The 19,574-nt window shown below is 69.8% G+C and carries 15 protein-coding genes; 3 read left to right on the plus strand and 12 right to left on the minus strand.

All coding sequences use genetic code 11. The features are described from left to right. The first annotated feature begins 130 nt into the window (after positions 1-130). A complete protein-coding gene (locus ACWKZU_RS05105; RefSeq protein WP_449281311.1) occupies positions 131-1,150 on the plus strand; it encodes a LacI family DNA-binding transcriptional regulator in 1,020 nt (339 codons plus the stop codon). Positions 1,151-1,310: 160 nt separating this feature from the next. On the opposite strand, the gene ACWKZU_RS05110 is transcribed toward ACWKZU_RS05105, so the two are convergent. The 7 genes from ACWKZU_RS05110 to ACWKZU_RS05140 all read right to left on the minus strand — a co-directional run bounded on the left by ACWKZU_RS05110 (position 1,311) and on the right by ACWKZU_RS05140 (position 8,849). Next, positions 1,311-1,985, minus strand: coding sequence for an FMN-binding negative transcriptional regulator (locus ACWKZU_RS05110; RefSeq protein ID WP_449281312.1), 675 nt, complete (start codon positions 1,983-1,985; stop codon positions 1,311-1,313). Between the two features lie 469 nt (positions 1,986-2,454). Beyond that, complete coding sequence (locus tag ACWKZU_RS05115; RefSeq protein ID WP_449281313.1) at positions 2,455-3,519, minus strand: C45 family autoproteolytic acyltransferase/hydolase; 1,065 nt, start codon at positions 3,517-3,519, stop codon at positions 2,455-2,457. 36 nt (positions 3,520-3,555) lie between these two features. Further along, complete coding sequence (locus ACWKZU_RS05120; protein ID WP_449281314.1) at positions 3,556-4,386, minus strand: ABC transporter ATP-binding protein; 831 nt, start codon at positions 4,384-4,386, stop codon at positions 3,556-3,558. After that, a complete protein-coding gene (locus ACWKZU_RS05125) occupies positions 4,383-5,276 on the minus strand; it encodes an ABC transporter ATP-binding protein (protein ID WP_449281315.1) in 894 nt (297 codons plus the stop codon). The genes ACWKZU_RS05120 and ACWKZU_RS05125 overlap by 4 nt, the downstream gene beginning before the upstream one ends. Next, positions 5,276-6,211, minus strand: coding sequence for an ABC transporter permease (locus tag ACWKZU_RS05130; protein WP_449281316.1), 936 nt, complete (start codon positions 6,209-6,211; stop codon positions 5,276-5,278). The genes ACWKZU_RS05125 and ACWKZU_RS05130 overlap by 1 nt, the downstream gene beginning before the upstream one ends. Continuing rightward, a complete protein-coding gene (locus tag ACWKZU_RS05135) occupies positions 6,208-7,158 on the minus strand; it encodes an ABC transporter permease (protein ID WP_449281317.1) in 951 nt (316 codons plus the stop codon). Before ACWKZU_RS05135 ends, ACWKZU_RS05130 begins: the two co-directional genes overlap by 4 nt. A 29-nt stretch (positions 7,159-7,187) precedes the next feature. Continuing rightward, positions 7,188-8,849: an ABC transporter substrate-binding protein gene (locus ACWKZU_RS05140; protein WP_449281318.1), complete on the minus strand. Its 1,662-nt coding sequence runs from the start codon at positions 8,847-8,849 to the stop codon at positions 7,188-7,190. 194 nt (positions 8,850-9,043) lie between these two features. On the opposite strand from ACWKZU_RS05140, the gene ACWKZU_RS05145 reads away from it, so the two are divergent. Then, positions 9,044-10,072, plus strand: a complete 1,029-nt coding sequence (locus ACWKZU_RS05145; protein ID WP_449281319.1) for a LacI family DNA-binding transcriptional regulator — start codon at positions 9,044-9,046, stop codon at positions 10,070-10,072. A gap of 318 nt (positions 10,073-10,390) precedes the next feature. On the opposite strand, the gene typA is transcribed toward ACWKZU_RS05145, so the two are convergent. Then, positions 10,391-12,295: a translational GTPase TypA gene (gene typA / locus ACWKZU_RS05150; RefSeq protein ID WP_449281320.1), complete on the minus strand. Its 1,905-nt coding sequence runs from the start codon at positions 12,293-12,295 to the stop codon at positions 10,391-10,393. Positions 12,296-12,551: 256 nt separating this feature from the next. Here typA and ACWKZU_RS05155 point away from each other — a divergent pair, with 256 nt between their 5' ends. After that, positions 12,552-13,742, plus strand: a complete 1,191-nt coding sequence (locus ACWKZU_RS05155; RefSeq protein ID WP_449281321.1) for a multidrug effflux MFS transporter — start codon at positions 12,552-12,554, stop codon at positions 13,740-13,742. 232 nt (positions 13,743-13,974) lie between these two features. Here ACWKZU_RS05155 and ACWKZU_RS05160 read toward each other — a convergent pair whose 3' ends face one another. The 4 genes from ACWKZU_RS05160 to ACWKZU_RS05175 form a co-directional block, all read right to left on the minus strand. Next, positions 13,975-15,699: a dipeptide ABC transporter ATP-binding protein gene (locus ACWKZU_RS05160; RefSeq protein ID WP_449281322.1), complete on the minus strand. Its 1,725-nt coding sequence runs from the start codon at positions 15,697-15,699 to the stop codon at positions 13,975-13,977. Beyond that, positions 15,696-16,679 carry an ABC transporter permease gene (locus ACWKZU_RS05165; protein WP_449281323.1) on the minus strand — a complete coding sequence of 328 codons (984 nt, stop codon included), beginning with the start codon at positions 16,677-16,679 and terminating at the stop codon, positions 15,696-15,698. The genes ACWKZU_RS05160 and ACWKZU_RS05165 overlap by 4 nt, the downstream gene beginning before the upstream one ends. Next, positions 16,672-17,598, minus strand: a complete 927-nt coding sequence (locus tag ACWKZU_RS05170) for an ABC transporter permease (protein WP_449281324.1) — start codon at positions 17,596-17,598, stop codon at positions 16,672-16,674. The genes ACWKZU_RS05165 and ACWKZU_RS05170 overlap by 8 nt, the downstream gene beginning before the upstream one ends. Before the next feature lie 185 nt (positions 17,599-17,783). Beyond that, positions 17,784-19,406, minus strand: a complete 1,623-nt coding sequence (locus ACWKZU_RS05175; RefSeq protein WP_449281325.1) for a peptide ABC transporter substrate-binding protein — start codon at positions 19,404-19,406, stop codon at positions 17,784-17,786. Between the last annotated feature and the right edge of the window lie 168 nt (positions 19,407-19,574).

Below are 19,574 nucleotides of genomic sequence, written 5' to 3' on the forward strand. Positions count from 1 at the left end.
GCCGATGGGCGCGCCTTGGATGATCACGGTACATACATAAATCGTTTTATGCAAGTTTCGCTCGGTATCCATAAATCCATTTATCCCGCGCCGTCCCGGTATCCTCGTACCGAGAGCCCGAGGAGGCGCAATGGCCCGGTACCCCAACGTCACGATCAAGGACGTCGCAGCTCGCGCCGGCGTGTCGATCACCGCGGTGTCCCACGCCCTCAACGGCAAGGGCACCCTCTCCGAGGAGACCCGCGAGCGCATCCGCGACGTCGCCCAGGCCATGGGCTACCAGGCCGACGCACTGGCCCGCGGGCTGCGCCGCTCGCAGATCGGGGTGATCGGGATCGTGCTGCGCCCGCTCGACGCGCTCGAGAACTACAGCCCCCCGGGCGTGGACTACTTCCTCCGCTTCGCCGGCGCCGCCGCGGTCAGCGCCCTCGACCACGGCCTCAGCCTGATGCAGGTGGCCGATCTCGTGAAGGGCCCCGTGACTCCGCTGGCGTTCTCCCTCGACGGCTACATCGTCACCGATCCGGTGCGCGACGACCCCGTGGTCGATCTCCTCGAGAAGCGGGGGATCCCCTACGTCACCCTGGGTCGGGATCTCGGCCGGCCCGAGGCCTCGAACTGGGTGGCGTCAGCCGACGCCGACGCCTCCCTGACGGTACTCGAGCACCTGCACGAGCAGGGTGCGCGCACCATCGTCTGCGTCGGCGGGACCGACGACAACTCCTGGAACGCCGACGCCGAGCGGGTCTACCGGGACTGGTGCGGGCGCACCGGCCGGTCTCCGCGCTTCCTGCGCAGCCCCGAGGGGCTCGGTGAGGCGGGCGGCCGGGATCTGGTGCCCGCGATCCTGGAGGGCGGCATGCCCGACGCCGTCTACTCCCTGACCGGGCGGCACGCGGCGGGAATCCAGGACGCGATGCGGGAGCGGGGCCTCGTGGCACCGCGGGACTATCTGCTCGCCTGCGGCACCGACGCGGATCAGACGAGGACGGCGGACCCGCCGATCACCGCGATCGATCTGCACCCCGAGATCCTCGCCCGCGAGACCGTCGCGCTCCTCGTCGCCATCACGCGAGGCGAGGCGCCCCCGGGGCGCCGCCTCGTGCCGTCCGAACTGCTCGTGCGGCGCTCATCGCTGCGCGACGCCTGAGCCGCGGCCCCGGGCCGCGATCCCGGAGCCGCGGCCTCCGCGCCCGGAAGGGGCGGCGCAGAGCGGGGCGGGAGGGCGCGGAGCGGGTCGCGGGAGCGAACGGTCGGAGCGCACGCGATCGGACGCGCTCGTGCCGCGCGGCACGAGCGCCCGGTCCGCCTCAGGGCGCGGGATCCGCGGCATCCGCGGGATCCGCGGCGTCCGCGACGCCGACCTCGCGCATCAGCTCGGCGACATCCGGGTGGCGATGATCGCCGCGGAGGAGGTCCCCCCGGACCCGGGCGTGCACGTCGGCCGGCATGTCCTGGCTCAGCTTGAACATCGCCGACTCGGAGTCGATGTCGATCGTGAACGACACCACACCCGAGAGGATCCGCTCGAAGACGTGCTTCGACTCCGCGGGATCCCACGGCTCGGCACGGCGCCCCTCCAGCTGCTCCACCGTCCGCTCCACGACCGCGAGGTTCTCCGCGGGTTCCTCGAGCACCGTCACGCGCCCCGTGAGGTGCACCGTCGCGTAGTCGAGCGTCGGCACGGCGGGCGTGAACCCGTAGGTGCTCGGCGACACGTAGGCGTGCGACGAGGCGAACACCAGCAGCACCTCCGGCCGCTCGGCGAAGCGCCGCCAGTGCTCGTTGGCCCGCCCGATGTGCCCCCACAGACGGGTGCCCACGAGCGTCTCGCCGGGCACCGCGCCGGGCGGGAATACGATCGGCGTGTGCGTCGCGAGCGGGGCGCCGTCGGTCGAGGTCACCACGACGGCGAAGGGGTTGTTCCAGACGAACTCGGCGATGGCTCGCCCCGATGGAGCGGGGTAGCTGGGGTAGGTGTGCATCGATACCGCCTCCCTGCGGTAGCGGGGGGATCGTCGTGATCCACCCGGGATAAATCGTTTTACCTCACGACGGTAGCAGAGTAAAACGATTTATGTAAAGATGCACGGCACCCACCGCCCCACGAGATCCTCGTCTCGACCGACTCGTCATCCGGCGCGTCGGCGGATGCTCCGGACCGCCCGGCTCCCGGTCCTCCGCCGCTGAGGCGAGTCCGCCCCATGCGCGCTGGTCAGGAGGCGTCGAGATCCCGCGAGAATCGCGCATCTCCCGACGGCGCGGAGTCGTCGGGGACGGGGCGACGCAGCCGGCAGGCGATCGGGAGAGGGCGCTCGGTGCCCCCGGCGGCGACAGCCCGCCGGGTGCCCGGGAGGCGCCCGGCACGCTCCCGGCCGGCCGGTCCCCCGGCGCCGGGGGGAGCCCTGCGGCCCGTGCCCGATGGGCGGGCGCACGCCGGCCGGCGCCCGCGCCTCACACCGTCAGCGTGCGCCACTCCCCCGTCTCGGCCTCGGTGGGCATGCCGTCGAGGATCCGGATCGTGCGGGCCTCCGGGTCGGTGATGAGCGTCGCGAGGGTGGCCCACCGGTCCCCGTAGCCCTTGGACATGTCGGCGCGGCAGGTGAGCGGCGGCTCGCCCTCCTCGGTCAGCAGCACCCGCACCAGGTCCCCCGGAGCGACCGGCAGGCCCTCGGCGAGGCGCGCGCGCACGAGCGCGAGGCGCTCCGAGGAGTCGGGCTCGTAGATCTCGGACTTCTGCGCCGCGAGCGGCGTCTCGTGCTGGAAGTGGTTGGTGCGCTGCACCGAGCCCGAGACCGCCTCGATCACGAACACCCCCGCGGGGCTCATCTCGACCGACACCGCGCGCTGCGCGTCGAGCATCGTGAACGCCGAGGACGACGCGATCGGCGCCTCGCGGATCACCTCGATGGCCTCGTCGACGGAACGGCACTCCGAGAGCACCACGCTCGAGAGCACGTGCATGGGCACACCGTCGGGGCGATCCTCGCGGTGTCCGAGGATGTTGAAGTGCAGGGCCAGGCCGGCCTCGTTCACGCCGATCTTCGAGAGGATGCCCTGCTCGGTCAGGCCGGCGTAGCGCAGCCCGGGGCCGGAGACCGTGTGCGTGTGCCAGAACGGATCGAGCTCGACGTGCCAGTCCCAGGTCTGCACGCCGTAGCGGCGGTCGCCGATCTCGGCCGTGAGCGTCGAGCACTCGCTCGACGGCTTCTCGCCGAGGGCGATGATCTCGGTGCGGGCGTTGAGCGCGACGACCTGCGAGAGCTCGACGCCGGCCCCCTCGGCGATCCCCTCGAACTGCTCGAGCAGCCCCGGCCGCCAGCCGCGCAGCGCGGAGACGACCCGCGCGACGCCGTCGCGCTCGCGCTCCTCGTCCACGCCCAGCACGCGGAACAGCTCCGCGTACTTCGTGTAGGCGCCCCCGAGGCTTCCGCGCAGCGCGGCGCCCCGGCTGAGGCCCAGTTCGCGGGGCGTGGCGCCCGCGACCTCGAGGTGCAGGCGTTCGGTCTTGTGGGTCATATCGGTCCTTCTGATGATGGCGGTGGGGGCGGGCGATCAGGCGTCGGCGCCCATGAGCGCGTCGCGGAGGCCGCGCTGCGGCTTCCAGCCCGGGCGCGGGGCCGAGGCGATGAGCAGTCGGGTGTAGGGCTGCTGCGGGTCGTCGAGCACCTCGTGCACGGTGCCGCGCTCGATGATGCGGCCCGTGCGCATCACCACGACGTCGTCGGCGATGTCGCGCACCACCGACAGGTCGTGGGTGATGAAGAGGTACGACAGGCCGTGCTCGGCCCGCAGGCGCTTGAGCAGGTCGAGCACCTGCGCCTGCACCGAGACGTCGAGCGCCGACACCGCCTCGTCGAGCACGATGATCTTCGGCTCGGCGGCGAGCGCGCGGGCGATCGCGACGCGCTGCTTCTGGCCTCCGGAGAGGGCGGCCGGCTTCGCGTCGGCGTGGCGCTCGGTGAGGCCGACCTCGGCGAACAGCTCGAGCACCCGCGCCCGGCGGCCCCGCTTGTCGAGGTCGGGGCGGTGCGCGCGCAGCATCTCGTCGATCGTGGCCGACACCGGCAGCGAGCGGTTGAGCGAGCCCTGCGGATCCTGGAACACCATCTGCACGAGCGCGGCCCGCTCCCGCAGCCGGCGCCGCGCGGTGGTGGGCCGCACGTCGTGACCGGCGATGCGCACGGTGCCCGAGTCGGCCGACTCGAGCCCCACGATGACGCGGGCGAGGGTCGACTTGCCCGATCCGGACTCCCCGACCACTGCGAGACAGGTGCCCTCGCGCAGCTCGCAGGAGACGTCGTCGAGCGCGGCCACGCTGGCCTTGCGGCCGAGGTGGAAGGTGCGCTTCAGGTGCTCGACCTCGATGATCGCCGTGGTGCTCATGCGCCGGCCTCCTCGCCGTTGATCCGGTCCGTCCCGTCGTTCCCGCCGCCCTCTCGCAGCGGCGCCGGTCCGGCACCGCCCGCGAGGAACGCCGCCGGATGCCCCTCGGGGTAGAGCATGGGCCGCGCCGCCATGAGCTTGCGGGTGTAGTCCGTGCGCGGGCGATCCCGGATCTCCTCCGGCGTGCCGATCTCGAGGATCTCGCCGTCCTTCATCACCGCGAGCCGGTCGCACACGGCGGCGGCGAGGTCGAGATCGTGGGTGACGAAGATCATCGAGAGGCCGTGCTCGCGGCGCTTCTCGTCGAGGATCGCGACGACCTCCGCCTGCGTGGTCACGTCGAGGGCGGTGGTCGGCTCGTCGGCGAGCAGCAGCTTCGGGTCGCCCGAGATCGCGCCCGCGATCACCACCCGCTGCAGCATCCCGCCCGACAGCTGGTGCGGATAGGAGCGCAGCACGCGCTCGGTGTCGGCGATCCCCACCTGGCGCAGCAGATCCGCGGCCCGCTCGCGGGCCTCGGCCCGGCCCATCGACCGGGCGTCGCTCATCCCCTCGACGAGGAAGCGCCCGACCGGCAGCACCGGGTTCAGCGCGCCGTGCGGGTTCTGCGCGATGAGCGCCAGGTCCTCCGCCCGGATGCGGCGCAGCGCGTCGCCGCCCGACGCCAGCAGGTCGGTGCCGTCGAGCGCGATCGTCCCGTCGACCCGCGCGCCGTCCGGCTCGATGCCGAGGATGCACTTGAGCGTCATCGACTTGCCCGAGCCCGACTCGCCCACGAGGCCGAGCGCCTCGCCCTGCGCGAGCTCGAGGGAGTTGCCGTGCAGGATCTCGGTCTCGTGCCCCGTGTCGGGGTCGACGACCGTCATTACCAGTCCGTCGATCTTCAGCATCAGCGTGTCCTTCCCGAGGCGCGGCGGCCGCCCAGCTGCTCGCCGACGTATCCGAAGGCGGCGACCGTGATGACGATGGCGAGGCCGGCGAAGATGCTCTGCTCCCAGTAGCCCTGCTGCAGCGAGGCCTGCCCGTTCGAGACCATGAGTCCCCAGTCCGGGGTGGGCGGCTGCACGCCCAGGCCGAGGAACGAGAGCGCGGCGAGCTCGATCATGGCGTAGCCGAAGTTGATCGTCATGCCGGTGAGGATCTGGGTGCGCACGTTGGGCAGGATGTGCCGCACCGTGATGACGAAGCCCGAGATGCCCTGCAGCTGCGCCGAGGCCACGTAGGGCAGGTTGCGCTCGCGCAGCGCGACGGACCGGATGACGCGCGCCGAGTAGGGTGTGAAGCCGATCGCGAGCGCGATGGACGCGGTGAGCAGCGAGGGGCCGAAGATCGCGACCGCGAGGATCGCGAGCAGCATGTTGGGGAACGCGAACAGGATGTCGAGCATACGACTGATGAGCGCGTCGACCCGGCCGCCGAACCACACGGCCGTGAGCGCGAGCGTCGTCGCGAGGAAGGCGGTGACGAGGATCACGATCGTGGGCCCGATGAGGCTGGTGCGCGCGCCCCAGATGATGCGCGACAGGATGTCGCGGCCCGACTGGTCAGTGCCCATGAGGTGCGCGAGGCTCCAGGCCTCGTGGCGCGCGGTGACGCTGCCCTCGTAGGGGTCGTAGGGTGCGATGACCGGGGCGAGGATCGCCATGAGCACCACGAGCGCGATGATGCCGAGGCTGATCAGCCCGACCGGCCCGAGGCGCTTGGCGAGGAGCCGCCAGCCCGAGACCGGCACGTCGTTGCGGTGCTTGCGGAGCAGTTGCACCGCCACGGTGTCCTGGGCGCTCGTGTTCGCGCCGGGATCCCGCTTCATCTTCTGCTGAGTCATCGTGCTGCCGCTCCCTTGCTCAGCCGGACGCGTGGGTCGATCACCGCGTAGAGCAGATCGACGATGAGGTTGATGAGGCCGAAGGCCAGCACCATGATGAGCGCGATGGCCTGCACCACCGCGAAGTCCTTCTTCTGCACCGAGTTCACGAGCAGCGAGCCGATGCCGTCGAGGGTGAACGCGTACTCGATCACGAACGCGCTCGCGAGCAGACCCGCGATGTTGGTGCCGAGCACCGTGGTGACGGGCAGCATCGAGTTGCGGATCGTGTGCCGCCACAGCACGAACTGCTTGGGCACACCCCGCGCGATCGCCATGATCACGTGCTCGGATCCCTGCTCCTCCCGCACCGCCGTGCGGGTGATGCGGGCCACGACGGCGATGCCGGGGAACGCGAGCGCGATGGCCGGGAGCGTGAGGTGCCAGAGGCGATCGGCGAAGCCCTCGCCGGATCCGGAGACCGGGAACCAGCCGAGGTTCGAGCCGAACACGAACATGAGCACGAGCGCCGCGAAGAAGGTCGGCACCGCGAAGCCGAGGTTCGAGCCGAACACGACGAGCTTCTCGAAGGCGCCCGAGCGCGTCGCGGCGAGCACGCCGAGCCCCACGCCCAGCACGGTGATGAGGATCGCGGCGAAGGCCGCCAGGAACAGCGTCGTGGGCAGGCGCGACGCCACGAGGGCCGACACGTCCTGCTGGGTGAGCAGGGAGCGGCCGAGGTCGCCCTGCAGCACGTCCATCAGCCAGTTCCAGTAGCGGATGAGGAAGGGATCGTCCAGCCCGTACTGCGCACGGATCGACGCGAGCACCTCGGGGCTCACCGTTCGTCCCTGCACGAGGAACTGCTCCGGGCTGCCGGGGGCGAGGTACATCCCCGAGAACACGATGAAGCTGGAGACGACGAGCACGGCGGCGAGCGCGCCGAGCCGTTTGAGCACGTAGGTCATGGACGATCCCTTCCTGCGGGATTCGGCGTCTACTCGGCCGAGCCGAGGTCGGCGGCCCAGGGGTAGTAGAGGTAGACGAACGACGCGGGCGCACCCGTGACGGAGCCGTCCATGTAGAGGCGGACCGCGAGGTCGTTGATCGGCACCCAGGGCTGCTGCTCCATGACGAGCGCCTCGGCCTCCACGGTCAGCTCGGCGCGGCGCTGCGGATCGCTCTCGGCGAGTGCGGCATCGAGCGCGGCGTCGATCTCGGGATCCGAGAACCCGGCGTAGTTCTGGTCGCTGCCGGTCTTCGCCACACTCACCAGGTGCAGCAGCGGCTCGGGCGCGCTCAGGTAGTTCGTCGTGACGAAGCCGTCGAAGCCCTCGCGCGCGGCGGGGTCGGAGAAGAACGATCCGAACTGCGCGCTCGGCACGCCGGTCGGCTCGAGCGTGATGCCGAGCTCCTTGGCGCCGTTCGCCATCTCGTTGAGGATGTCGGCGTAGAAGGAGCGCTCGCTCGGGTAGGCGATCTTGATGGGCTGCGTGAGATCGACGTCGGCCTGCTCGAGCTCTGCCTTCGCCGCCTCGACGTCGTAGCTCAGATCCGGCAGCTGCTCGTCGCGCAGCTCGTCGACGCCCGAGATGGCGTCCCAGGGAGCCTGCGGCACCACGGAGCGCGACGGGGTGCCGGTGCCCTCGTAGACGGTGTCGGCGATGGCCTGGCGGTCGGTGGCGCGGGTCAGGGCGCGGCGCACGGCGGGATCGCCGAACAGACCGTTGCCCGTCGAGATGATCGCCATGATCTGCATGCCCTCGCCGTAGTAGAGCGAGCCGCTCGTGCTGCTCGAGAGCTGGCCGAGCGCCGGCAGCGGCACGTCGTACGAGCCCTGGATCTCACCGGTCGAGAGGCCGTTGGCGATGGCGGTCGGGTCGACGACGAAGCCGATCTCGACCTCCTTCGCCTTCGCGGCGCGCTCGGCGTTCCAGTAGCCGTCGTAGCGGGTGAGGGTGATCGACTGCCCCTGCTTCCAGTCGCCCGCGGTGAACTGCAGCGGGCCCGTGCACATGACGCCGGTGTCGGGATTGCCGTAGTTCTCGCCCGCGGCCTTGCGCTGCTCCTCCTGCACGACCACGCCGAGCACCGTCGACAGCGACGACGGCAGCAGCTGGTCCGGGGTCTGCAGCGTGACGGTGACCTCCCAGTCGCCGGTCTGCTCGACGTCGACGATGTTCGCGGTGACCCCGCCCGTCCAGTAGCTGCCCTCGGCCGGATCGTTGTGGCGCTTCAGCGAGTAGACGACGTCGTCCATCGTCATCGGCGAACCGTCCCAGAAGGTGACGTCGTCGCGGATGCCGATCGTCCAGGTGAGGCCGTCCTCGGTCTCCGCGCCGGTGGCGAGGTTCGGCTGCACCGAGAAGTCGGGCTGCATCTGGAAGAGCGGCTCGCACAGGTTCGAGACGATCGTGTTCTCGGAGTAGTTGAAGGCCTTGGCGGGGTCGAGGCTGGCGAGCTCGCCGTAGGTCGAGTTCCAGGTGACGCGGTCGATCTCCCCCGTCGCCTCGGGCGTGAGCTGCACGAGCTCGAGGCCGCTGCCGCTCTCGGCACCCTCCTGCGCGTCACCGCCTCGGCTTCCCGAGGCGCAGCCCGCGAGCGCCAGACCCGTGATGGCAAGCAGGGCGATGGACGCCCTCGTCTTTGCGAGTTTCACGTGAGTTTCTCCATTCGAAGTTTCGTCGTTGAATCCTCTTGATCCGACACCTCGCCGGATGAAGACCCACGAGGATGCTAGCACCCAAAACGGTTTGTGCAAAACGGTTTGGGACTACCGTTCCGATCACGGGATCGCCGCCCGACCGCCGTTTCCGGGACTCTCAGAGGTCCCGGACGGGATATCCTGACGAGGTGCAGCAGAGCGGCAGACCGACCATCAAGGACGTGGCGAGGGCGGCGGGGGTCTCCCCGACGACCGTCTCGCACGCCCTCAACGGCAAGGGGGTCGTTCGCCGGGAGACGGTCGAGCGCATCGAGCGCATCGCGACCGAGATCGGCTACCGCCCGAGCGCCATCGCCCGCGGACTCCAGAAGTCGCGGCTGGGTCTGCTGGCCCTCGTGATCCGCCCCCTCAACACGCTCGACACCTTCCTGCCCGAGGGCGTGGACTACTTCCTCCGCATCGCGGGCGCCGCGTCGCTCAGCGCGATGGAGCACGGCTACAGCATGATGCTCGTCGACGATCCCACGCGGCCCGGAGTGCCCTTCAGCGCGCTCGCGGCCGACGCCTACATCGTCACCGAGCCGTTCGAGAACGACCCCGTGCTCACCATGCTCTCCGAGCAGCGCATCCCCTTCGTCACCGTCGGGGCCGATCCCGCCCGCCGCGGCCTCTTCCCCGAGATCGACGAGGGGGCCGAGCATCAGACGCGGCTCATGCTCTCCCACCTCGCCGAGGCCGGCGCGCAGCGCATCGCGCTCGTCACCGGCACCGACCGCAACGACTGGAACCTCGGCTCGCAGCACACGCTCGCGGAGTGGAGCGCCGCCCGCGGGCAGCAACCGCTCATCCTCTCGCTCCCCGAGGTCGAGGGCGAGCGGGTGGGCGACACCGTCATCGATCACTTCTTCGGCGGCGATCCGGCGGAGCACCCCGACGCGATCTTCTGTCTCACCGGCCGCCACGCGTCGGGCGTGACGACCGCCGCGATCCGGCGCGGCATCCGAGTGCCCGAGGATCTGCTGGTCGCCGCGGGATCCGGCGCGGCGCAGAACCGCACCTCGCGCCCCACCGTCACCACGCTCGACCTCCGCCCCGAGGCGATCGCCCAGCTGGCGGTCGAGGTCGCGGTCGGCCTCGCGGACGGACGCCCCGTCGAGCTGCCGATCGCCGCCCCATCGGCGACCCTCGACGTGCGGGAGTCGACCACCCGGGCCTGAAGAGGGCCGGACGGCTCCGTCGCTCACGCCCCTGCCGTCGCTCCCACCCCTGCCTCTCCCGCCCCTGCCGTCGCTCCCACCCCTGCCTCCAGGCCCGCTACCGGCGGGCGTGCGCCCGACGCGCACCTGCGCGACGACCTTCGCGCGTCAGTAGTTGTCACCAAACAAGCGGCGAGGTGGCAACTAGTGACGCGCGAGGTGCGAGGAGCCGCAAGGGGGCACACGCCGCAGGGCGCCTCGCACTCGCGAGACGCCCTGCGGCGGGGCAGGATCTGATCCCGAACCCGGAACGAAACCCGGGTCGGAACCCGGGATCGACTACTTCTGGTTCTTGAGGCGCGAGGCAGCACGCGCGCGCAGCGAGGCCTCGAGCTCCACCTTGCGGATGCGCACCGACTCGGGGGTCACCTCGACGCACTCGTCCTCGCGCGCGAACTCGAGGCACTCCTCGAGGGTCAGCTTGCGGGGCGGGGTCATCGACTCGAAGGTATCGGCCGTGGAGGAGCGCATGTTGGTGAGCTTCTTCTCCTTGGTGATGTTCACGTCCATGTCCTCGGAGCGCGAGTTCTCGCCGATCACCATGCCCTCGTAGACCTCCTCGGCGGGCTGCACAAAGAAGCTCATGCGCTCCTGGAGGTTCATGATGGCGAACGGCGTGGCGACGCCCGAGCGGTCGGCCACGATCGAGCCGTTGTTGCGGGTGGTGATGACGCCGGCCCACTCGCCGTAGCCGTGGGCGATCGCGTTCGCGATGCCGGTGCCGCGGGTGATGGTCATGAACTCCGAGCGGAAGCCGATGAGGCCGCGCGACGGCACGATGAACTCCATGCGCACCCAGCCGGTGCCGTGGTTCACCATGTTCTCCATGCGGCCCTTGCGCGCGGCGAGGAGCTGGGTGATCGCGCCGAGGTGCTCCTCGGGGGTGTCGATCGTGAGGTGCTCGTACGGCTCGTGCTTCTTGCCGTCGATCTCCTTCGTGACCACCTGCGGCTTGCCGACGGTCAACTCGAAGCCCTCGCGGCGCATGTTCTCGACGAGGATCGCGAGCGCGAGCTCGCCGCGGCCCTGCACCTCCCAGGCGTCGGGGCGGTCGGTGTTCAGCACGCGCAGCGACACGTTGCCGATGAGCTCGCGGTCGAGGCGGTCCTTGATCATGCGGGCGGTGAGCTTGTGCCCCTTGACCTTGCCGACGAGCGGCGAGGTGTTGGCGCCGATGGTCATCGAGATCGCGGGCTCGTCCACCGTGATGGTGGGCAGCGGGCGCACGTCCTCGGCGTCGGCGATGGTCTCGCCGATGGTGATGTCCTCGATGCCGGCGATCGCGACGATGTCGCCGGGGCCGGCCTGCTCGGCCGGGTAGCGGGTGAGCGCCTTGGTGAGCATGAGCTCGGTGATGCGCACGTTCTGCACCGCGCCGTCGTGCTTCACCCAGGCGACGGTCTCGCCCTTCTTGATCCAGCCGTGGTGCACGCGCAGCAGCGCGATGCGCCCGAGGAACGGCGAGGAGTCGAGGTTGGTCACGTGGGCCTGCAGCGGGTGCTCGTCGTCGTAGGACGGGGCGGGCACGCGGTCGAGGATCGTCTCGAAGAGCGGCTCGAGATCGGGGTTGTCGGGCAGCGAGCCGTCGGCCGGGCGCGCGTGCGACGCGGCGCCCGCACGACCCGAGAGGTAGACGGTCGGCACGTCGAGCACCGCGTCCACGTCGATGTCGGGGTGATCCTCGGAGAGATCGGAGGCGAGGCCGAGCAGCAGATCCTGCGCCTCGCCCTCGACCTCCTCGATGCGGGCATCGGGGCGGTCGGTCTTGTTGACCGCGAGGATCACGGGCAGATGCGCCTCGAGCGCCTTGCGCAGCACGAAGCGGGTCTGCGGCAGCGGTCCCTCGGAGGCGTCGACGAGCAGCACGACGCCGTCGACCATCGACAGTGCGCGCTCCACCTCGCCGCCGAAATCGGCGTGCCCGGGGGTGTCGACCACGTTGATGACGATGGGGCCGTTCTTCGCGTGCGCACCCTCGTAGGTGATCGCGGTGTTCTTCGCGAGGATCGTGATGCCCTTCTCGCGCTCGAGATCGTTGGAGTCCATGACTCGGTCGTCGACCTCGGCGTGGGCGTCGAAGGAGTTGGTCTGACGCAGCATGGCGTCGACGAGGGTGGTCTTGCCGTGGTCGACGTGTGCGACGATGGCGACGTTGCGGAGGTCTTCGCGGGTGGCGAGAGCCATAGAGGTGGAGTCCTAACGAGACGAGCGGAGCGTCGGCACGGCAGGAGGCCGGGTGCGGTGCGAGGTTTCGCACTCGGGCACCGAAAAGGCCGACATATCATTCTAGCTGACGAATCGCCCGGCCCGCCCTGGACGCTCTCATTCTGCGCCGAGTCGCAGGATCCCGGCGACTCGGGTCCCCTCGTGCGAGAACCGGCGCGCCATCCCCGGACGGCCCGAACGGACGCCGTCGCCAAGATCGTATATGATCTGAGGGATGACCGAGCGCCGCCGACTCACCCCCGGCCTGCTCGCGGTGCTCTCCTTCCTGGCCGCGGTGGGCCCCTTCGCCACCGACATGTACCTGGCGTCGTTCACCGAGATCGCGCGGGATCTCGGCGCGCAGCCCTCCTCGGTGCAGCTCACGCTCACGGCGTTCCTCATCGGCATGGGGGTGGGGCAGCTGCTGCTCGGACCGCTCTCCGATCAGTGCGGCAGGCGCCCCGTGCTCGTCATCTCCCTCGCGGTCTTCGCGGCCGCGAGCATCGCGATGATCTTCTCCCCGAACATCGCCGTCTTCGTCGTGCTGCGCGCGGTGCAGGGCGTCGCGGGATCGGCGGGGGTCGTCGTCTCGCGCGCCATCGCGGTCGACCTCTCCCGGGGCGCGGCGGCGATCCGCGCGATCAGCCTCATCGCCATGTTCGTCGGGCTCGGCCCCCTCGTCGCGCCGCCCGTCGGCGGCGCGATCCTCGCGATCGGCGACTGGCGGGCCGTGCTCGCGACCCTCGCCGCGATCGCCGCAGCCATGTTCGTGCTCGCCGCCGTATTCGTCCCGGAGTCGCTGCCCCGGGAGGCGCGCCGCGCCGCGGGGCTCCGCACGGCGCTCGGGAGCTTCGGCGCGATCCTCGGCAACGGCCGCTTCCTGCTGCTCATGTGCGTCTTCGGGCTCGCCTTCGGCAGCATGATGTCGTACATCTCCGCGTCGCCGTTCGTGGGGCAGGTCGTGCTCGGGATGCCGCCCCTCCTGTACTCGCTCGCCTTCGCGGCGGGCGCGGCCGCCATGATCCTCGCCAACTCCATCAACGCGAGCCTGGCCGGGCGCGTCCCGGCGCACCGCATGCTGCTGATCGGCAGCATCCTCTCCCTGGCCGCGGGCATCGCGCTCACGGCGCTCAGCCTGAGCGACGCGCTCTCCCCCGCCCTCTTCATCGTGTGCGCGTTCACCCTGACCGGCGGCACGGGCCTCACCATGTCGAACTCGAGCGCCATCGCGCTGTCGCTCTCCGAGGAATCGCGCGGATCGGGGTCGGCCCTGCTGGGGGCCTCGCAGTTCGCGGTGGGCGGTCTCGCCTCCCCGCTCGTGGGCGCCTGGGGCGAGCACACGGCGCTGCCCATGGCGCTGTTCGTGCTCACCGCGTCCGCACTCGCCTGCGCGGGGGCGCTCCGCTACGTGCGCCTGGCGCGGTAGCCTCACCGCCGACCGCGCGGAGACGCGGAGTCCCGAGCGGCTGCCTCCTCTCGAGGACAGCGGCCGCTCGGGACTCCAGGTGCGGACCGCGGTCGGGACGCTGCGCTCCGCCGGCGCCGACACCTTACTGTGCGCAGATCGCCGGAATTCACGCTCCCAATGGACGATCTGCGCACAGCAGATGTCGAGCCGGGCCGAGCCGAGCAGGCCCCCGCTGGGAGGCGGTACAGCCTCAGCCGACCCCGAGCTCGATCTGGGCGCCCGGAATCGCGGCGAGCAGGTTCTTCGTGTACTCCTGCTGCGGGTTCTCGAAGACCTCCGAGGTCTCGGCCTGCTCCACGATCCGGCCCTGCTGCATCACGCACACCCGATCGGCGATCAGGCGCACCACCGCGAGATCGTGGGTGATGAAGAGGTAGGTGAGCCCCAGTTCGCGCTGCAGTTCGGCGAGCAGGTCGAGGATCTGCGCCTGCACGAGCACGTCGAGCGCCGACACCGCCTCGTCGAGCACGAGGATGTCGGGCTTGAGCGCCAGGCCGCGGGCCACCGCCACGCGCTGGCGCTGACCGCCCGAGAGCTCGTTGGGGTAGCGCGTCGCGAGCTCGCGCGGCAGCGCGACCTGGTCGAGCAGCTCGAGCACACGGGCCTTGCGACTGGCGCTGTCGCCCACGCCGTGGATCTTCAGCGGCTCCATGATCGTGTTGCCGATGTTGTGCAGCGGGTCGAGCGAGCCGTACGGATCCTGGAACACGGGCTGCAGCGTGCGCCGCAGGTCGAAGAGGCGCTTGCCAGAGAGCTCGGCCGTCTCCTCCCCCGCGATGCGGATCGATCCCGAGCTGGGCTTCTCGAGCTGCAGCACCATCTTGGCGATGGTCGACTTGCCCGAGCCCGACTCGCCCACGAGCGCCATGGTCTCGCCGCGGTTGACCGTGAAGGTCGCGTCGCGCACCGCGTGGAAGTCCTCGTGGCCGAAGCTGCCCTTGCGCAGCTTGTAGATCTTGCCCAGGCCCGAGACCTCGATCATCGGCTCGCCCTGGCGCACCGCGGGCTTCTCCTCCTCGGCGAGCGCCGCGAGGTCGAACGCCTCCGTGGGGGCGGCCGGCAGCTCGGCGTCGGCGCCGATGCGCCGCGAGGCCAGGCTGGGCGCCGCGGAGACCAGCCGCTTCGTGTACGGGTGCTGCGGATCCTGCAGGATCGCGCGGCTCGGACCCGCCTCGACGATGTTGCCCTGGTACATCACGATGAGCTTCTCGGCGCGCTCCGCGGCGAGGCCGAGATCGTGGGTGATGAAGACCACCGCGGTGCCGAGTTCGCCGGTCAGCTTCGCGAGGTGATCCAGCACCACCCGCTGCACCGTCACGTCGAGGGCCGAGGTCGGCTCGTCGGCGATCAGCAGCTGCGGCTCGGCGGCCAGGCCGATGCCGATGAGGGCGCGCTGCTTCATGCCGCCCGAGAACTGGTGGGGGTACTGCTTCATGCGCTGGCCGGCGTTCTGCAGGCCGGCCTGCTCGAGCACCTCGATGGCGCGCTGCTTCACGGCCTTGCGGCCCTTGGCCAGGCCGTTCGCGCGCACGGCCTCCTCGACCTGGAAGCCGACCGACCACACCGGGTTGAGGTTCGACATGGGGTCCTGCGGCACGAGGCCGATCTCACGGCCCCGGATCGACTCCATCTCCCTGCGGGAGATGCCGACGAGCTCGCGGCCGTTCCACCGCACGGAGCCCTCGGTGATGCGGCCGGTGCCCGGCAGCAGATTGATGACCGCGTGCATCGTGGTCGACTTGCCCGAACCCGACTCGCCGACGATCGCGACGGTCTCGCCAGGGTAGACGTCGAAGTCGATGCCGTGCACGACCTCCTTGATGTTCTTGTCGACCTTGAAGGCGACCTTGAGGTCGCGCACGCTCAGCAGGGGCTGCATGAATGTCTGTCCGCTCTCGGAGTTCGCCGCGCTCATCGTCGTGCCCTCGCCTTCGGGTCGAGGGCGTCGCGCACCACTTCACCCAGCATGACGAAGCCGAGCACGGTCACGCTGAGGGCGAGCGACGGGTAGATGAGGGGCATGGGATCGGTGCGCAGCGACAGCTGCGCCGCGCTGATGTCATTGCCCCAGCTGATGAACTGGCCGGGGGGAAGGCCGACGCCGAGGAACGAGAGGGTCGCCTCCGCCACGATGGCCGACGACAGCGACAGCGTGGTGACCACGATCGCCGGCGCGAGTCCGTTCGGCAGCACGTGCCGCACGAGCGTCGCGAAGCGCGAGAGGCCGAGCGACTCGGCGGCCATCACGAAGTCCGCGTTCTTGACGCGCAGGATCTCGCTGCGCACGATGCGCGCGGTGATGGGCCAGGAGAAGCCGCCGATCGCGAAGGCGATCACGAGCGGGTTTCGGTAGTCCTGCATCACGCTCATCACCACGACCGCCGCGAGGATGTAGGGGATCGAGAAGAAGATGTCGCCGATGCGCGAGAGCACGGTGTCGATGAAACCGCCGAAGAAGCCGGCCAGCGCACCCATCACGGTGCCCACCACGAAGGTGATCGCGATCACGATCAGACCGACCGACACCGAGGTCGACGCCCCGTAGACGATGCGGGCGTAGACGTCGTAGCCCTGCTTGGTGAAGCCGAGCGGGTGCCCCGGCTCGGGGGCGCCGTTGGAGTTGGCGAGCGAGCTCGCACGCGGATCCACCGGGGTGAACCACCCGGGGAAGAGCGAGACGAGCACCACGAGCAGGATGATCACGGCGGAGATCCAGAACATGGGCCGGCGGCGCATGTCGCGCCAGGCGTCGAGCCAGAGGTTCGACTTCTTCTCGCGGATCCTGACCGCGTCGACCGAGGCGACCGGCGTGTCGACCACCGGCGCGACGAAGTGCTCGATGGGCGGACGCTGCGCGCCCGCCGGCTGATTGCGGGTGTTCTGCGGCTCAGGCATAGCGGATCCTCGGGTCGAGCACGGCGTACAGGAGGTCGACGAAGAGGTTGACGACGAGGTAGATCAGCACCATCACAGTCACGAACGAGACGACCGTGGCGTTCTCGCCCTTCAGGATGGCGTTGAAGAGCACGTTGCCGACGCCCGGGACGTTGAAGATGCCCTCGGTGACCGTCGCGCCCACCATCAGCGTGCCGAAGTCCGTGGCCGTGTTGGTGATCGTGGGGATCAGCGAGTTGCGCAGCACGTGCACGGGGACGACGCGATTGCGGCTGAGCCCCTTGGCGTAGGCGGTGCGCACGAAGTCCTGGTTGAGGGTGTCGATGACCGAGGAGCGGGTGAGGCGCATGCTCGTCGCGTAGAGCGAGACGCCGAGCACGATGGCGGGGAGCAGGAGGTCGCTCACCGGGGCTCCCGCTCCGACCGTCGGGCTGAACCAGCCGAGCTTCAGACCCAGGCCGTACTGCGCGATGAACGCGATCACGAAGATCGGGACGCTGAGGAAGAGCAGGCCGATGATCAGGTTGATGTTGTCGAAGAGCTTGCCCTTGCGCAGCCCCGAGAAGAGGCCGACGACCACGGCGAGCACCAGCTCGATGGCGATCGCCATCGCGGCGAGCGTGATGGTGACCGGGAAGGTGCGGGCGAGGATCTCGGAGACCGGTTCACCCGAGAAGCTGATGCCGAAGTCGCCGACGAGGATGCCCTTGAGGTACAGGAGGTACTGGATGAAGAAGGGCTGATCGAGGTTGTACTGCGCGCGAACCCGCTCCAGCACGGCCTCGCTCGGCTGCTTGTCGCCGAACATCGCGGCGATGGGGTCTCCCGGCATCGCGAAGACCATGAAGTAGATCAGGAAGGTGGTGCCCAGCAGGACGGGGATCACCTGAAGCAGACGGAAGAGGATGTATCTCAGCACTCGCCGATCCCCTTCCGCTCAGTGGAGGTAGACATGTTGCGTATTCTCTCGCATTCGTGGTGCGAAGCGAAACCGCGGGACGTCGGTGTCCCCGGTTCGCACGTGGGGTGCCCGTCGGAGACGCGGATGGCGTCGAGACGAGGGCGAGGCCCCGAGCGGTCCGCCCGGGGCCTCGCAGAAGCGGGTTACTTCTTGGTGATCTCGTTGAAGATCGGAACCGAGTTCCAGCCGAACGCGACGTTGTCGACGTTCTCGCTGAAGCCGCCGGTCGTTCCCTGGTACCACAGCGGGATCGAGGGCATGTCCTCGAGCAGGATCTCCTGCACCTCGCTGAGCTTGGCGTTGCGCGCCTCGTGGTCGCTCTCCTGGACCGCTTCGTCGAGCAGCTGATCGACCTCGGGGTTCGAGTAGAAGCCGTGGTTCGAGCTGGCGTCGGTGTAGTAGAGCGGCTGCAGGTAGTTGTAGGCACCCGGGTAGTCGCCCTGCCAGCCGGCACGGAAGGGACCGCCCACGGTGTCGGCCTCGCGGTCGTCGAGGAAGGCGGCGAAGGTCGGGTAGAGCTTCGGCGCCGCGCTGATGCCGAGGTTGGTCGCCCACTGGTTGGCGACGGCCTCGACCCACACCTGGTGCGGGCCGTCGGTGTTGGTGGCCACCTCGAGCGTGCCGTCGAAGGGGCTGATCGCGTCGGCCTCGGCCCACAGCTTCTTCGCCTCGTCGAGGTTGAACTCGAGCTTGTCCTTACCGGCGAGGTCGTCGGCGAAGCCGTCGACCACCGGCGAGGTGAAGTCGACCGCCGGCACGTTCGTGCCCTCGAAGATCACGTCGATGATCTCCTCGCGGTCCACCGCCATCGACAGCGCGGCGCGGCGGAGCTTGCCCTCCTCGTCCATGCCGAAGTGCTCGAGATTCGTCGAGATGGCGAGGGTGGTGGTCAGCGCGCCGGCCTGGTTGATCGCACGCTCGCCCAGCTCGTCCTGGAACACCGCGAAGGAGGTGTCGGGGATCTGATCGAGCACGTCGAGGTTGTTGGCGAGCAGGTCGGTGTAGGCCGCGTCGAGCGAGGCGTAGACCTTGAACAGGATCCCGTCGTTGTGCACCTCGCGGGGCCCGACGTAGGTGTCGTTCTTCACGAGGCTGATCGACTCGTCGTGCTTCCAGGCGCCCTCGCCGTCGAGCTTGTAGAGACCGTTGCCGATCGGGTTCTGGCCGAACGCCTCCATGTCCTCGAAGGCGACGTCGGGCAGCGGGTAGTACGCCGAGTAGCCCAGGCGATCCGGGAAGTCGGGGCTCGCCTCGATGGTGAAGGTGTGGTCGTCGACGATCTTGAGGCCCTCGAGCTCCTCGACCGGCTCGGTCTCGCTGAAGCCCTTGATGGCGCTGAAGAAGTACTGGTTGCCGAGCGCGTTGTCGACGTTCGCGGCGTAGTTCCACGCGTCGACGAAGTTCTTGGCGAGCACCGGGGTGCCGTCGGAGAAGACGGCGTCGTCGCGGAGCTTGACCTCCCAGAGCGTGTTCTCGTCGTTCTGCGGCTCGATCGACTCGGCGACGCCCATCTGCGTCACGCCGTCGACGTCGTAGTAGACGAGGCCCTCCCAGAGCGCGTCGACGACCTTGCCGCCGCCGACCTCGGTGGTGTCCGCGGGGATCAGGCCCTTCTGGGGCTCGGTGTTGTTGACCGTGATGATGCCACCGCCGGCGCTGCCGCCGTCGCCGCCCTCATTGCCGCCGTTCGACGCGCAGCTGGTCAGCGCGAGCGCGCCCGCGGCGGCCAGCGCGATGAACCCCAGACCGATTCGTGATCGTTTCACTGGATTCCTCCTTGAATTTCCCCACTCGCGCTCAAGCAGACCGGTACGTCGCCCCCGCGAGAAGATCCGATGTTTACAACAGATTCAGCCTAGCGAGCCCGCGAAGCGCAGGATGCCAAATCCGGCGCTCGTAACGGCTTCGTGATCCAGGTCTGTAGGACCCCGAGA

It is taken from the genome of Leucobacter sp., from assembly GCF_053528595.1.